Origin of the sequence: Bacillus sp. PDNC022 (genome assembly GCF_016919285.1) — a bacterium.
Classification (GTDB): Bacteria; Bacillota; Bacilli; order Bacillales; family Bacillaceae; genus Bacillus; species Bacillus safensis.
This window is the reverse complement of record NZ_CP070345.1, coordinates 3,240,779-3,254,008: the sequence shown is the minus strand read 5'-3', so window position 1 is coordinate 3,254,008 and position 13,230 is coordinate 3,240,779. Positions and strand designations below refer to the sequence as shown.

Annotated in this window: 15 protein-coding genes; 1 reads left to right on the top strand and 14 read right to left on the bottom strand. The window is 42.2% G+C overall.

What is annotated here, in order from left to right; all coding sequences use genetic code 11:
- Positions 1-23: 23 nt before the first annotated feature.
- From glyA to prfA, 11 genes are all read right to left on the bottom strand, one after another.
- The gene (gene glyA / locus JVX94_RS16605) at positions 24-1,271 is read right to left on the bottom strand and encodes a serine hydroxymethyltransferase (protein WP_034281450.1); all 1,248 of its coding nucleotides are present in this window, start codon (positions 1,269-1,271) and stop codon (positions 24-26) included.
- A gap of 177 nt (positions 1,272-1,448) precedes the next feature.
- The gene (locus tag JVX94_RS16600; protein ID WP_039182113.1) at positions 1,449-1,988 is read right to left on the bottom strand and encodes a TIGR01440 family protein; all 540 of its coding nucleotides are present in this window, start codon (positions 1,986-1,988) and stop codon (positions 1,449-1,451) included.
- Positions 1,989-2,000: 12 nt separating this feature from the next.
- Complete coding sequence (rpiB, locus tag JVX94_RS16595) at positions 2,001-2,450, bottom strand: ribose 5-phosphate isomerase B (protein WP_003214714.1); 450 nt, start codon at positions 2,448-2,450, stop codon at positions 2,001-2,003.
- Between the two features lie 133 nt (positions 2,451-2,583).
- Positions 2,584-3,042 (bottom strand): low molecular weight protein arginine phosphatase, encoded by a 459-nt coding sequence (locus JVX94_RS16590; RefSeq protein WP_205183854.1) that lies wholly within the window; start codon positions 3,040-3,042, stop codon positions 2,584-2,586.
- Positions 3,043-3,105: 63 nt separating this feature from the next.
- Positions 3,106-3,660, bottom strand: coding sequence for a manganese efflux pump MntP (locus JVX94_RS16585; protein WP_048237647.1), 555 nt, complete (start codon positions 3,658-3,660; stop codon positions 3,106-3,108).
- A 60-nt stretch (positions 3,661-3,720) separates the two neighbouring features.
- The gene (locus JVX94_RS16580; protein WP_111290605.1) at positions 3,721-4,773 is read right to left on the bottom strand and encodes an L-threonylcarbamoyladenylate synthase; all 1,053 of its coding nucleotides are present in this window, start codon (positions 4,771-4,773) and stop codon (positions 3,721-3,723) included.
- Positions 4,774-4,934: 161 nt separating this feature from the next.
- The gene (locus tag JVX94_RS16575; RefSeq protein WP_205183853.1) at positions 4,935-5,378 is read right to left on the bottom strand and encodes a GNAT family N-acetyltransferase; all 444 of its coding nucleotides are present in this window, start codon (positions 5,376-5,378) and stop codon (positions 4,935-4,937) included.
- A gap of 63 nt (positions 5,379-5,441) precedes the next feature.
- Complete coding sequence (gene spoIIR, locus JVX94_RS16570) at positions 5,442-6,098, bottom strand: stage II sporulation protein R (RefSeq protein ID WP_205183851.1); 657 nt, start codon at positions 6,096-6,098, stop codon at positions 5,442-5,444.
- A 119-nt stretch (positions 6,099-6,217) separates the two neighbouring features.
- A complete protein-coding gene (locus tag JVX94_RS16565) occupies positions 6,218-6,697 on the bottom strand; it encodes a hypothetical protein (protein WP_048238026.1) in 480 nt (159 codons plus the stop codon).
- Between the two features lie 142 nt (positions 6,698-6,839).
- Entirely contained in the window at positions 6,840-7,724 is an 885-nt protein-coding gene (gene prmC / locus JVX94_RS16560; protein ID WP_203128955.1) for a peptide chain release factor N(5)-glutamine methyltransferase, read from the bottom strand.
- Complete coding sequence (gene prfA, locus JVX94_RS16555) at positions 7,714-8,781, bottom strand: peptide chain release factor 1 (RefSeq protein WP_048237652.1); 1,068 nt, start codon at positions 8,779-8,781, stop codon at positions 7,714-7,716. The genes prmC and prfA overlap by 11 nt, the downstream gene beginning before the upstream one ends.
- A gap of 210 nt (positions 8,782-8,991) precedes the next feature.
- On the opposite strand from prfA, the gene racA reads away from it, so the two are divergent.
- The gene (gene racA, locus JVX94_RS16550) at positions 8,992-9,540 is read left to right on the top strand and encodes a chromosome-anchoring protein RacA (RefSeq protein ID WP_205183848.1); all 549 of its coding nucleotides are present in this window, start codon (positions 8,992-8,994) and stop codon (positions 9,538-9,540) included.
- Between the two features lie 35 nt (positions 9,541-9,575).
- On the opposite strand, the gene JVX94_RS16545 is transcribed toward racA, so the two are convergent.
- The 3 genes from JVX94_RS16545 to JVX94_RS16535 all read right to left on the bottom strand — a co-directional run bounded on the left by JVX94_RS16545 (position 9,576) and on the right by JVX94_RS16535 (position 13,206).
- Complete coding sequence (locus JVX94_RS16545; protein WP_205183846.1) at positions 9,576-10,532, bottom strand: AEC family transporter; 957 nt, start codon at positions 10,530-10,532, stop codon at positions 9,576-9,578.
- A gap of 91 nt (positions 10,533-10,623) precedes the next feature.
- Positions 10,624-12,324 carry an oxaloacetate-decarboxylating malate dehydrogenase gene (malS, locus tag JVX94_RS16540; RefSeq protein ID WP_205183844.1) on the bottom strand — a complete coding sequence of 567 codons (1,701 nt, stop codon included), beginning with the start codon at positions 12,322-12,324 and terminating at the stop codon, positions 10,624-10,626.
- 279 nt (positions 12,325-12,603) lie between these two features.
- Positions 12,604-13,206: a thymidine kinase gene (locus tag JVX94_RS16535; RefSeq protein WP_048237655.1), complete on the bottom strand. Its 603-nt coding sequence runs from the start codon at positions 13,204-13,206 to the stop codon at positions 12,604-12,606.
- Positions 13,207-13,230: the final 24 nt, after the last annotated feature.

Genomic DNA, 13,230 nt, shown 5'->3' with positions numbered 1-13,230 from the left:
AAATAGGCAAATGGGTCTGTTTATTAATAATCTAATTCGTTATATAGAGGGAAACGGGCCGTAAGATCAGATACACGCTTTTTCGCCTCTTCTAATTTCGCTTCATCTTCATGATGTTTTAGCGCAAGTGCAATAATGGAACCGACTTCTTTCATTGCTTCTTGATCGAAACCGCGGCTTGTTACTGCTGCTGTACCTACACGTACACCACTTGTGACAAATGGTTTCTCTGGATCATAAGGAATTGCATTTTTGTTCACTGTAATACCAATTTCGTCAAGAACGTTTTCTGCAATTTTTCCTGTGATGCCAAGAGAACGCAAGTCGATAAGAACAAGATGGTTATCTGTTCCGCCAGATACAAGCTGAATATCTTCAGATAAAAGAGTTTCAGCTAGTTGTTTTGCATTATCAATAACGTTTTGTGCATATGTTTTGAAATCTCCGTTCAATACTTCACCGAAAGAAACAGCTTTTGCAGAGATGACATGCATCAGTGGTCCACCTTGAATACCAGGGAAGATTGATTTGTCGATCTTTTTACCAAACTCTTCACGGCATAGGATCATTCCGCCGCGAGGTCCGCGTAATGTTTTGTGAGTTGTCGTTGTCACAAAATCTGCGTAAGGAACTGGATTTGGATGAAGACCTGCTGCAACAAGACCAGCAATGTGAGCCATGTCGACCATAAAGTAAGCACCGACTTCATCAGCAATCTCACGGAACTTTTTGAAATCAATTTGTCGTGGGTATGCACTTGCACCCGCAACGATCAGTTTCGGCTTATGTTCACGTGCTTTTTCAAGTACATCTTGATAGTCGATATGCTGAGTTTCTTTATCTACACCATATTCTACAAAGTTGTACTGTACACCACTAAAGTTTACAGGGCTTCCGTGTGTTAAATGCCCGCCATGTGATAAGTTCATGCCCAGCACTGTATCGCCATGCTCAAGAATTGTAAAGTATACGGCCATGTTCGCTTGAGCACCTGAGTGAGGCTGTACGTTCACATACTCAGCGCCAAAAATTTCTTTTGCGCGGTCACGTGCGATATCTTCTACAACGTCTACATGTTCACAGCCGCCATAGTAGCGTTTACCAGGATAGCCCTCAGCGTATTTGTTTGTTAATACAGAGCCCTGTGCTTCCATGACTGCTTCGCTTACGAAGTTTTCTGATGCAATTAATTCGATTTTGTCCTGCTGGCGTTTCCGCTCTAGTTGAATTGCTTTGAATACTTGTGCGTCTTGCTCAGGTAAATGTTTCATCAGCGAAATCCTCTCCAATCTATTTCCATTCGATGTTTTCACCATCTCATTGTACACGGTTTTTGAGTAAAATGTAAAAGTTTTTTTTGGAAAATCGACTTCTTTTTTATGAAAACCCGAATATTTAAGTGGTAAAGCGCCTTCATCATTCAACATTATATTAGAAATATATCGAAGCTATGATCTTGTATAAACGGCTCGTTCTCCGCCAATTAGCTTCGGACGCGTTTTCGCAAAAGTCACATGTGCATGTCCTAATTGATGACGACTGAGGCGGACAGGTACAGCGACTCTCTTTAAGTGCATCCCAATCAATGTATCGCCGATATCTATTCCAGCATGTGCCTCAATAGATTCGACTAATACAGGATGTTCCATTTGCTGATACGCATGAGCCGCCATCGAACCACCTGCCTTACGGACAGGGACTGCAGCTACAATCTCCAGGTTAAAACGGAAAGCCACTTCTTCTTCAACAACAAGGGCACGATTCAGATGCTCACAGCATTGAAAAGCGAGCTCAATGCCGGTCTCTCGTCTTAACTGATCCAATTCTTGATAGATGGACGCAGCAATTTGCTCACTTCCTGCAGTACCAATATGCTCACCAGCCACTTCTGACGTACTGCAGCCAATGACTAAGATTTGCCCGGCACGCAATTCAACTGTTTGATGAAACTCTTTTAACATTTCAAGCCAATCTTGACCAATGTTCATGTTAAGCGCTCCTTATAGGTGCTTTTCTTCGTAATCAGCAATTTTGCCAATCCGCACAGCATGGCGTCCTGCTGTAAACTCTGTCGTCAGCCAAATGTGCGCAATCTCACGTGCTAATCCCGGTCCAATCACTCGCTCTCCCATGGCAAGAACGTTCGTATCGTTATGTTCCCTCGTTGCTTTTGCACTAAATGTATCATGTGCTAATGCACAGCGAATTCCTTTTACTTTATTTGCCGAGATACTCATGCCGATGCCTGTCCCGCAAATTAAAATGCCGCGGTCGACTTCTCCATTTGCCACCATATTGGCTACAGGGAAAGCATAATCTGGATAGTCTACAGAACCTGATCCACATTCACAACCCATATCAATGTATTCAATCTTCAATTCATCCATCAGTTGTTTGATTTCTTCACGAATATTCGTTCCGCCGTGATCGGATGCAATGGCTACTTTCATCGGGCAATTCCTCCTAAGGGTGAGTTGATCTGTTATGTCTTACTTTCATTCTTTATTTACAGTTATATTTTAACCTCTGCCTAGTCATTTGCAAACAAAAGCAGAAAAACCGTTGACACAACGGTTTTACAGGTTATCTATGATGATGATCTTTTTTCAACTTCTCAGCGAGCTGATATAGCAAGACTTCAAGTTCATCACGTGTTTCCTGATAAACAGAAAGACTTCCTCCAAACGGATCGGATACATCGCCTTCTATTCCTGTCGCAAATTCCTTTAAAGTGAAGACCTTGCCTTGTGCATGCGCATATTGCTCTGCAATCAACTGTTTATGCTGCATCGTCATCGTGAAGACGTAATGAGCTTCGCGCAGAAGATCCTCTGTCAATTTTGATGATGAGTGATTCAGTGGAATGCTTTTCTCAAATAATGCTTCGACCGCTTGAGGAGAAGCCTTCCCTTCATCAGAGGCAAAAATGCCCGCTGATTTCACAGTGACCTCTAAACCTTTTTCATCTGCAATTGAAGCAAAAAGGGCTTGAGCCATTGGACTTCTGCATGTATTTCCCGTACAAACAAATAAGATTTTCATCTTTCGCCCTCCTTTTCTTCTATTATATAGCATTTCATTCTACATGTTATGTAAGGAGACTGGCTAGAGCGGAAATAATAATTTGATACCAAAGGCTAGTAAAATGATTCCGCCAAGCGCGCCGCTATATGAACCAACCCATGACCGAACCTGTTTACCGAGTAATAATCCGAGCCATGTGAGGAGCATACTAAAAAAACCAAACAATAAAATAGTCATCCACACTCGAGAACCGTAAATTCCGAGGCTTAAACCAACGGAGAAGCTGTCTAAACTTACACTTGTGGCAAAAAGAACGAGACCAGCCCCAACAGGTGCGATAAAGGGCTTATCCTCTTTGCGGATAGAAGCAACGATCATTTGCAGTCCCAGCACCAAAAGCAGCGCCCCGCCGATATAGGTGGCAAGAAGACCGAGCCATCCAGATAAGAGCTGACCTGTCAGCATGCCAAAAAGCGGCATAAACATATGAAATATTCCAATAACAAGTCCAATATAAATGATCTGGCGGAACCTCAGCTGAATCATCCCCATACCAAGTCCAACCGAAAAAGCATCCATCCCAAGTGCAAAAGCCATGATGCTGAGTGTCAGCAATTCACCAGCTAGTTCGTTCATGTAAATCCCCCTTGGACACACATTCTTCTTTAACCTATGTTTGTCCAAGAAAGGTTAGAACTATTGGAACGATGGGAGTGTACGCCCTCCTGCGGCTTTTTGCAGACGGTTCATAATGGCAGAACCGACTCCCTGCTCCGAAAAGGCTTCTGAAATGATCAAGTCTACATCTGTTTCATCAAATTGTCTCAGTACTCGATAAAGGTTTGCAGCAACCGTTTCAGGTTTTTCTCTCCATCCACAGCTGTACACAACATCTGCCGCAAACAGCGATTTCTTTTCTTCTGTTGTCAGCACTCCGACTTTTAAACCTTCAGCTCTGTATTTCTGAATGTGACGCTGCATGTCTTCATCACTTCCATGAAAGATATACATCTGGGCTTCAGGTGCATAATGTGTGTATTTCATTCCCGGCGATACAGGCGCCTCGTCCTTTTTTGTCAGCCCCGGGTCCACGCTCACCGTTCCGACTACCTCTTCTAAAGCTTCTTTTGTAATCCCGCCTGGTCTTAAAATCACCGGGGTCTCACCGACACAGGATACAACCGTTGACTCAACGCCAATTCCAGTCGAACCGCCATCCACAATCCCGGCGATTCTCCCTTGGAGATCACTCGCTACATGGTCAGCTTGTGTTGGTGAAGGTTTTCCCGAACGGTTGGCACTTGGTGCAGCAATTGGCAGACCAGCTGCTCGGATGAGCTCAAGCGCAATGGGATGGTCAGGCATTCTCACTCCTACTGTGGATAAACCTGCTGTAACCTGCTTTGATAAAGTGCCTGGCTTACACGGAAGAACGATGGTTAAGGCGCCCGGCCAAAAGGCATCCATCAGCGCCTTCGCTTTTTCGCTTTCTATTTGTGCAAATTCGTGAAGCTGCTGAACCTCCGCAATGTGAACAATCAACGGATTATCACTCGGACGCCCTTTCGCTTCATAAATTTTCATCACGGCTTCTGTCTCTTTTGCATTTGCCCCGAGTCCGTAAACGGTCTCTGTCGGGAAAGCAACCACTTCATTTTGCTGCAGCAGATCGGCCGCCTGTTTAATTTGTGGATAGTATGTGGATAAATCCTTTTCTAAATCCACAGACCACCTTTTTGTATTTAACATCATACAAACTCCTTTTAAAAAAGATAAAACTGTTGATATATCTCAATTATCCTTTTGAAAGTATAAAAGATGATGATCAATAAAACAAGCGTTGTCCACAATTTGTGGATAACGCTTGTTTTGTAGTGGATAAGTATGTGTATAAGTCCATCATTTTGTGATTAACTGCCTTTTTTTTGCAGGACCACAGCCTGTTCTTTCCCCAATGTCTCTTTTGCATGCGCGGAGCTCCACATGCTTTCTGGAATTTCCTCTAAAGGCGCGAAACCCATTAGTGCCAAAAAATCATGGGAGGAGGAATGGTTTGCGACGACATAAAAAGTATCCACACCCATTTTTTCTCCGAGCGTTTGAACACTTTGGAACAAAGAGACAATGTGTCCCTGACCGAGCTTATCTGATATAACAAGAGACCGCAGCAATCCCTCTTGTTCATTGAGCTGTTCAAGACCTAAGCAGCCTGCCAGCTGACCGTCCGCATCTTCCATCACAACAAATGTCGTACGATCCGTAAGCGTTATTCCGCCTTTCGCTTGTCCCTTTTCAAGAAAAGCATTGATCGCCGGGATATCTTCTTCTGTGGCTATTCTTAATTGATAATACATGCTTTCACCTCTTTTTGATCTCTTACTTCAACTCTATGAGGCAAAAACCGATTTATACCTTTTTTAAGAGAAAAGACTAGAGACCCATTCGAACAAAAAGAACTTCACTTCACCTGTCTCTTCTTCCTCTTCTTTCACCACTTCATTGACAGACTCTTTCGTTTGCTGCGCTGTCACTTGTTTATCACCATCCCCTTCTGGTGAGGCGATGGCTTCTCCGTTTGAAAAATCGATAAAGCAGAGCGGTGGAAATAACACACACCACCAGTTTGCTCCGTCTCCTTCTCCAAGCGTAATTAAAATGGCTTCATATTTCCCAGCAGGGTAGACGAAATTTCCATAGAGCTTTGTTGGAAATAAAGCTTTTTGAAAACTGACCGATACGGATTGATCAATATGCTGTTCCTTCAATTTTGCTTTGGCGATACGATTGATTTCTGGCAGCTTTGATCGAATGACACGTCTTGCTTCTTCAATGGATGTGAGGTCTTTGACCCACTCTGTCATATTGGCATTGACCTCGTCACGAATACTTCTTTTCACATCCTGATCCGCTGAACGATCACTATTTGCTAAAATGCGTAATCGAATCGCTTCATCTGGTATGACAACAGGCTGATTTGCAGAAGCAGCCGCTGTCTCCTCCCTGCCAAGGTTTACAAAAGCACCGCATAATAATAGAAACATATAAAGACAAATCATCGTTTTACTTTTCAACATTGTGTGTTCCCCCCACTTTTTCTCTTCGCTACAAACATTGTGTCCAAGAAACTCATCTCATAAACAGTCAACATGATTTTTTTAATAGATTATGAGTCAAAACAAAAAAGCCGTTCTCATTAAGAACGACTTTTCAGTGAGGATTGGTAGTCAGAAGGGTACAGTCTCCCATCCCAATCTCGGCTGATTTTTAAACCAGATTCAGTTTTGATGACAGTCATGGCCCCTTTTTTCTCGATTTCTTTTTTGACCTTTTCTTTTTGATCGATAAATTGAATCACCATTTCATAGTTAAATTCAATTCTGTCATCGCTTTCATCTGAAGGCGTAAACATAATTTTCTTCAGCTTAATTTGACAATCTTGATCCTTTGCCGCTTCTAATATGCTCGGGAACATGCTGTCTTGTGTATATTCTTGATATTCATGTTCGGTTAAATAAACCTTCAGCTTCTCTTTCATGTCAGATAGGTCATCCGTTCGATTCACTGTGTATTGTGCTTTTTTATAGCTTTCTCCAAATGCTGCTGCCTCTTTTTTAAAGCTCGGTTTGCCACAAGCACTCACAATCAATAGTACACTGACGATGACCAACACCATCGCATACCTTTTGTTCACACCATTCGCTCCTTCAAAACAAATTTATGTAAAAAATCATGATCAGAATGTTCATTCTTCTATATTATACGTTTCTCTTTTACCATAAGTTTCATCTTTACATAATAAAATAGTCCGGCTTTGTTCAGCCGGACTTTCCGTTTTGAATGTGCGCGCAAACAGCTCGATCTTTTCCATTAATATCTTTGACGATGCGAACATTTGCTTCAGGAAATGCCTGCACGAGAAGCGCTGTGACATCTTGACCTTGCGTATGTCCAATTTCAAAGACAACAACTGCCTGCTCACTCAGCACACTGTGAAGATCATGAACGAGACGCTGATAAAACCATAAGCCATCACGTCCGTCAGTCAGCGCATTGACCGGCTCATGTTTCGTCACAACCTCAGACAGACTGTCCATTTCTTCCGCCGCAATATACGGTGGATTGGAAATAAACACATCCACTTTGATGCCTTGAGCTATAACCGGCTCAAGTAAATCTCCATGTAAAAATTGAACGTCTGCACCGAGCGCTTTTTGATTCCGTTTCGCTACCGCAAGTGCTTCATGTGAAATATCAGTCGCTGTGACAGATAGTGATTTTTTTTCAAGAGCCAGCGTAATCGCAATGGCTCCGCTTCCTGTGCCAACGTCAACTGCTTTGAGCGGCTGATCAGGCGGGAAGACGTCACCTACCAAATCGAGCGCCGCCAAAACAACTTCTTCCGTTTCAGGACGAGGAATAAGGACATGCTTGTTCACCTCGAAAGGACGTCCGTAAAAAAATTCAAGACCCGTTAAATGCTGAACAGGAACACCCGCTTTATGCTGTGTAACAAACTTACTGAACAATTGATCTTGCTCTTCAGGCAGCGAATCATGAAAACGTGCAAGAAGCTCACTTCTGCTCCAGCCCAGCACATGCATCAAAAGAAGCTCTGCTGCATTTTGATCTCTACCGGCTTCCGTTAACAAAGAAGAAGCCCATTTAAGGGCTTCAAAAATTGTTCGTTGTTTATTTTGCATTTTGAAGCTTTCTTGCTTGGTCTTCCATAATTAATGCATCAATGACCTCGTCAAGTTTTCCTTCTAAAATTTGATCAAGCTTTTGAATCGTCAACCCGATACGGTGATCTGTTACACGGTTTTGCGGGAAGTTGTACGTACGGATACGCTCTGAACGATCCCCTGTTCCAACCGCAGATTTACGCGTTTGATCATATTCAGCCTGTGCTTCACGCTGGAATTTATCATAAATTCTCGCACGCAGTACTTTCATGGCTTTTTCTTTGTTTTTGATTTGCGACTTCTCATCCTGACAGGATACAACTACACCTGTTGGAAGGTGAGTTAATCGAACTGCAGACATGGTCGTATTGACACTTTGTCCGCCAGGTCCGCTAGATGTGAAAGTATCTACACGGATGTCTTTTTCGTGGATATCAATTTCAACTTCTTCAGCCTCAGGCAGTACAGCAACTGTTGCTGTTGATGTATGAATTCGTCCGCCTGATTCCGTTTCCGGAACACGCTGCACGCGGTGTGCGCCGTTTTCAAACTTTAGTTTGGAGTAAGCGCCTTTCCCGCTGATCATAAAGATAATCTCTTTATAACCGCCTGTGCCTGTGACACTCGCTTCCATCACTTCCGTTTTCCAGCCTTGCATTTCAGCATAACGGCTGTACATGCGGTAAAGGTTTCCGGCAAAAAGAGCAGCCTCTTCTCCACCTGCTGCACCACGAACCTCTACAATAACGTTTTTGTTGTCATTCGGATCTTTCGGGATCAGCAAGATTTTCAGCTCGTCTTCTAAACGTTCCGTTTCCTCTGTGAGCTCTGAAATTTCTTCTTTGACCATGTCGCGCATCTCGGCATCCAGCTTCTCTTCCAGCATTGCTTTCGCATCATTCAGCTGGTCGTATGCCGCACGATATTGTCTATATACCTCAACAGTTTCTTGAATATCGGATTGCTCCTTTGAATATTCACGAAGCTTCGTAGTGTCGTTCACCACTTCAGGGTCACTTAAATATTCATTTAGTTTTTCATAACGTTCTTCAATTGATTTTAAACGGTCTAACATGGTCTTCACCTCTGTTTTGTGCGTAACAGTCTAATTATAGTATAGCGGGGTATGACAGTCAAAAAAATTTCCAAAACATTTGATTTTCTGCAATTTTTCACTAGAAAACACGATCTTTGGCGATTGGTTACTTGTTTTGTCTAACGTGAAGGAACAGGTCCTCCTTAAAGAGAATGGTACTTGTAATTGAAAAAAGGGAGGGCATTTGGTTTGAATACAAATGAGGTTGCAAATGAAATTGGTGTTTCTTCAAAAACGATTCAGCGTTGGGTCAAACAGCTCAACATCCCTGTCGCCCGGAATGAACTTGGACATTATGAATTTCATGAAGATATTCTGCAGCTGCTCAAAGAGGTCAAACACCAAATGAGTGAAGGCGTGATCCTCCAAGACATTCAACTGCCAATCCATAAGGAAACCGTTCGTCAATCAGCACCTGCTGTCGAAACTGATGTCTCCATACAGCGGATTGAAGCATTAGAAAAGCAAGTGAAAGAGCTTATTCAGCAGCAATTACACCTCACTGATGTAGAAGACCGCCTGCAAGAGCTTGAACGGAAACTGGCTAAAAAAGCAGATGAAGGTGTATCGTATCAGCTGCTCCAGCACCGCAGGGAAATTGAAGATTTATCCACTAAATTTGACCGCCTCGCCGCAACCTTGAAACAACCGTCACAAGTAGAAGAAAAAAAGGAAATCGCACACCCTGACATCAAAAAAAAGCGTGTACTCTTCCCTCTGTTTCATTCATTTCGTTAAGAAAGGCTGCCTCGATAGGCAGCCTTTTTACTATATTATACGGTAAGTGCAATAATGATCGGTAATGTGATGAGTGACATGATGGCACTGATGACAAATGCGGATGCAGTTTCCGCCTCTTGTTTTTCAAATCGTGTTGCGATCATCGCTGCAACAGCTGAACCTGGGAAGGCTACAAGTAATACAGCTTTTGTAATTTCATCCGCCGAAAGACCCATAAGAACAGCAATAAAATACATAAGCATTGGTTGTACAGCTACTTTTAGCAATGCAATACTGAAGGCTGGCAAGCTTAATTTAATTTTGCGGATACCAACAGTAACACCGACTGCGAATAGTGCAACCCCTGATGTAACGCTGCCAATTTCCTCTAACATTTCATGTCCGATTGCTGGAAGTTTAAATCCTAAAAGAACAAGAATGATACTGGCTAACGGTGCAAGTGCAAGCGGCTCTGATAAACCGTGCAAAATGGCTTTTGTCGTCATTTTTAGGAAGCTTTCGCCGTCTTTTGTTTTTCCTTTTGTTTTTTCACCGACAGTTGACACAATAATTGCAATTGGATCAAGCATTGCATTTACAACTATTCCGGTAATCGCAATCGGAATTGCAACTTCTTGAGCCCCAAATAAACTGCCCAAGACCGGAATCCCCATAAATGCAAAGGTCGGTTGTGCTGAGTTTAACGAGAAAACAGAAGAATCTGTTAAATCATATTTAAAAGCAAATTTCGTAACTAAAAGGATAATGATATAAAAACCTACAATTCCGAAAATCAATGCAACGAAAAATGGAATTTGACTATAGAATTTATCTTTTGGTGTTGACAGAATACTGGCGATAAAGTGCGCTGGTAAAGCATACTTTGTAACAAGTGTACTTACACCTTTTGCAGATTTAGCGTCATAGCTGCCGAAGTGTCCTGCGAACCAACCCAGCGCGATAACGAAAAAAATCGGTGCTAGGAGGATCAAAATATTTAAAAAGTCCATCTTACTATTCCTCCTTAAATCCTTTACATGTTTCTTTTTTTATAGCGGCATTGCTTAGATTACCCGAAGCAATGCCGCGTTACACATTTTATTATGCTCTTACAATTTTTTTATATTCAGGAATCCACATTGCATCTTTCACAGCTTGTTCGATGTTGTCAGGCGTTCTTCTTGCGACACCATCTTTAATTGCTGCTTTCGCTACTTCAACAGCCACATGAATTGACACTTCTTGCAATTTATCAATACTTGGCAGTAGACCAGCACCTGGTTTCTCATGATCAACCAATTCAGCAATTGCATTTGCAGAAGCAACGAACATGCCTTTTGTGATGATTTTTGATTCTGTTACGATTGAACCAAGACCAAGTCCAGGGAAAACGAACGCATTGTTTGATTGTCCGATTTCATGTTCAATTCCGTTATACTCAACGTTTTCGAACGGGCTGCCAGTTGCAACAAGTACACGGCCATCAGTCCATTTGAATAAATCCTCTGGCACTGCTTCAGCAAGCGGTGTTGGGTTAGACATCGGCATGATCACTGGACGCTCTGTATGAGCTGCCATTTCTTTAATGATTTCTTCAGTGAATGCGCCGCCTTGACCTGATGTACCAATAAGAATTGTCGGCTTCGCTTGGCGAACAGTTTCAGCAAATGAGATTTGTCCTTTTTCATCGCGTGCCCAGCCTTCTACTTCATCAGAAGTACGAAGGTATGGTTTTTGGAAATCAAGCACTTCATCTTCAAATTGATCTGTTAGCAATCCTCTGTAGTCTAATGTCCAGAATGCATTGTTTGCTTCTTCTTCTGATAGACCTTCAAGAACCATTGTGTCACGCATTTGATCTGCAATTCCGATACCAGCTGATCCAGCTCCGAAGATGACAACACGGTGATCCTTCAATTGAGTACCAGTTTTCTTGACAGCTGCAAGAACACCCGCTAAAGTAATGGCACCAGTACCTTGAATATCATCGTTGAACGTTAAGATGTTATCGTTGTATTTTTTCATGATGTTACGCGCATTTTTGTTTCCAAGGTCTTCCCAGTGAAGCAATGCTTTCGGGAAGAATTTAAGTGCTGCTTTCACATAAGCATCAATGAACTCTTCGTATTTCTCACCTTGTACACGTTTGTGATGGTTCCCGATGTATAATGGATCATTCAATAATTTTTCATTGTTTGTTCCAACATCTAATACAACTGGAATCACGCGGCTAGGATCAATACCTGCTGCAGCTGTGTAAACAGCTAATTTACCGATTGCGATGTTGATACCACCAACACCCCAGTCACCAATTCCAAGAATACTCTCAGAGTCAGTTGCAACGATGAGATCAATATCTCCAGCAGTTGCGTGCAAGTTTTCAAATGCTTTCTCGATGCCGTCAATGTCGTCGATTGAAAGATAGACACCATGAGGTCTTCTGTATTCATGGCTGTATTCTTGAATCGCTTCACCAACAGTTGGTGTGTACACAACCGGAAGCATTTCACGAAGCTTTTCTGTTAGAAGCTTGTAGAACAATACTTCGTTACGGTTTTGTAAATCACTTAAGTATACGTTTTGACGAAGACGATCTGGCTGTGCTAGAAATTGCTTGTACGCTCTTTCCGCTTGCTGTTCTAAAGTCAGAACCGTTGGAGGAAGTAAGCCTTCTAGTCCAAGCTCTTGTCTTTCTTCTTCAGAGAAAGCAACGCCTTTGTTCAACGTTGGAATCGATAATACATCTTTACCTGTCAAAGTGGTTTCGAGGTACCCTTCTTTTGTTTTCTTCACGTTGTTCATCAAAAACTACCCTCTTTCTAAAATATAAATAAAGTGAACTATTAATTCAAAGAACGATTAAGGAGAAAAATCCTTAATCAAAAAAATTATGACAAGAAATCGAACTTTTCGTTTAAATGCTTTACACTACAGTTAGTCATTTTATGCCTGCTTATGACAAAACGCAAGCGTTGAAAATTAGATAATTTAATCGTAGTGTTATTTAATTTATTTAAGTACAAATGATGGGTGTTCATCCAAAATCTCGAAAAACGAAACACAGCGGCATTTGCTATTTTTTTAATTGTCAAGTGTTGTACCAACATCAAGTTTTGGTACTTCATGGTGATGTCTGCATCGTGCTTCGTATGATTCCTGCGCACCTACTAAAATAATAGGATCATCATAGGATGCGGGTTTACCGTCGATCAAGCGTTGTGTTCTACTCGCTGGGGAGCCGCATACCGAACAAACTGCTTGAAGTTTTGTTACAAGCTCTGCACATGCCATTAAATGCGGAACAACACCAAATGGCTCTCCTCTGAAGTCTTGATCCAGGCCTGCAACAATGACTCGGTAGCCTTGGTCAGCCAATTGAGTGACAATGTCAATGATTGTCTCATCAAAAAATTGCACCTCATCAATGCCAATGACATCGGTTCTTTCTGATATGTGCGTTATTATGTCTTTTGGTGAGGCTACTGCAATCCCATCTAATGATGAACCGTTATGTGACACAACTGAGCTTGTACTATATCGGTTATCAATCGCTGGTTTGAATATTTTTACTTCTTGTTTGGCAAAGGTGGCCCTTTTGGCTCTCCGAATCAATTCTTCCGACTTTCCAGAAAACATACTGCCGCAGATGACTTCAAGCCAACCGCTTTGTTTCATCACATACATAAGGTCTTCTCCCCCGTTTTAAAG

Bases quoted from the DNA above. Each gene is read 5' to 3' on its own strand.
- JVX94_RS16585 (WP_048237647.1), bottom strand. From the start codon at position 3,660: ATGAACGAACTAGCTGGTGAATTGCTGACACTCAGCATCATGGCTTTT.
- JVX94_RS16545 (WP_205183846.1), bottom strand. From the start codon at position 10,532: ATGGACTTTTTAAATATTTTGATCCTCCTAGCACCGATTTTTTTCGTT.
- JVX94_RS16580 (WP_111290605.1), bottom strand. From the start codon at position 4,773: ATGTTAAATACAAAAAGGTGGTCTGTGGATTTAGAAAAGGATTTATCC.
- spoIIR (WP_205183851.1), bottom strand. From the start codon at position 6,098: ATGTTGAAAAGTAAAACGATGATTTGTCTTTATATGTTTCTATTATTA.
- rpiB (WP_003214714.1), bottom strand. From the start codon at position 2,450: ATGAAAGTAGCCATTGCATCCGATCACGGCGGAACGAATATTCGTGAA.
- prfA (WP_048237652.1), bottom strand. From the start codon at position 8,781: ATGTTAGACCGTTTAAAATCAATTGAAGAACGTTATGAAAAACTAAAT.
- JVX94_RS16590 (WP_205183854.1), bottom strand. From the start codon at position 3,042: ATGAAAATCTTATTTGTTTGTACGGGAAATACATGCAGAAGTCCAATG.
- JVX94_RS16565 (WP_048238026.1), bottom strand. From the start codon at position 6,697: ATGGTGTTGGTCATCGTCAGTGTACTATTGATTGTGAGTGCTTGTGGC.
- JVX94_RS16535 (WP_048237655.1), bottom strand. From the start codon at position 13,206: ATGTATGTGATGAAACAAAGCGGTTGGCTTGAAGTCATCTGCGGCAGT.
- prmC (WP_203128955.1), bottom strand. From the start codon at position 7,724: ATGCAAAATAAACAACGAACAATTTTTGAAGCCCTTAAATGGGCTTCT.
- glyA (WP_034281450.1), bottom strand. From the start codon at position 1,271: ATGAAACATTTACCTGAGCAAGACGCACAAGTATTCAAAGCAATTCAA.
- malS (WP_205183844.1), bottom strand. From the start codon at position 12,324: ATGAACAACGTGAAGAAAACAAAAGAAGGGTACCTCGAAACCACTTTG.
- JVX94_RS16600 (WP_039182113.1), bottom strand. From the start codon at position 1,988: ATGAACATTGGTCAAGATTGGCTTGAAATGTTAAAAGAGTTTCATCAA.
- JVX94_RS16575 (WP_205183853.1), bottom strand. From the start codon at position 5,378: ATGTATTATCAATTAAGAATAGCCACAGAAGAAGATATCCCGGCGATC.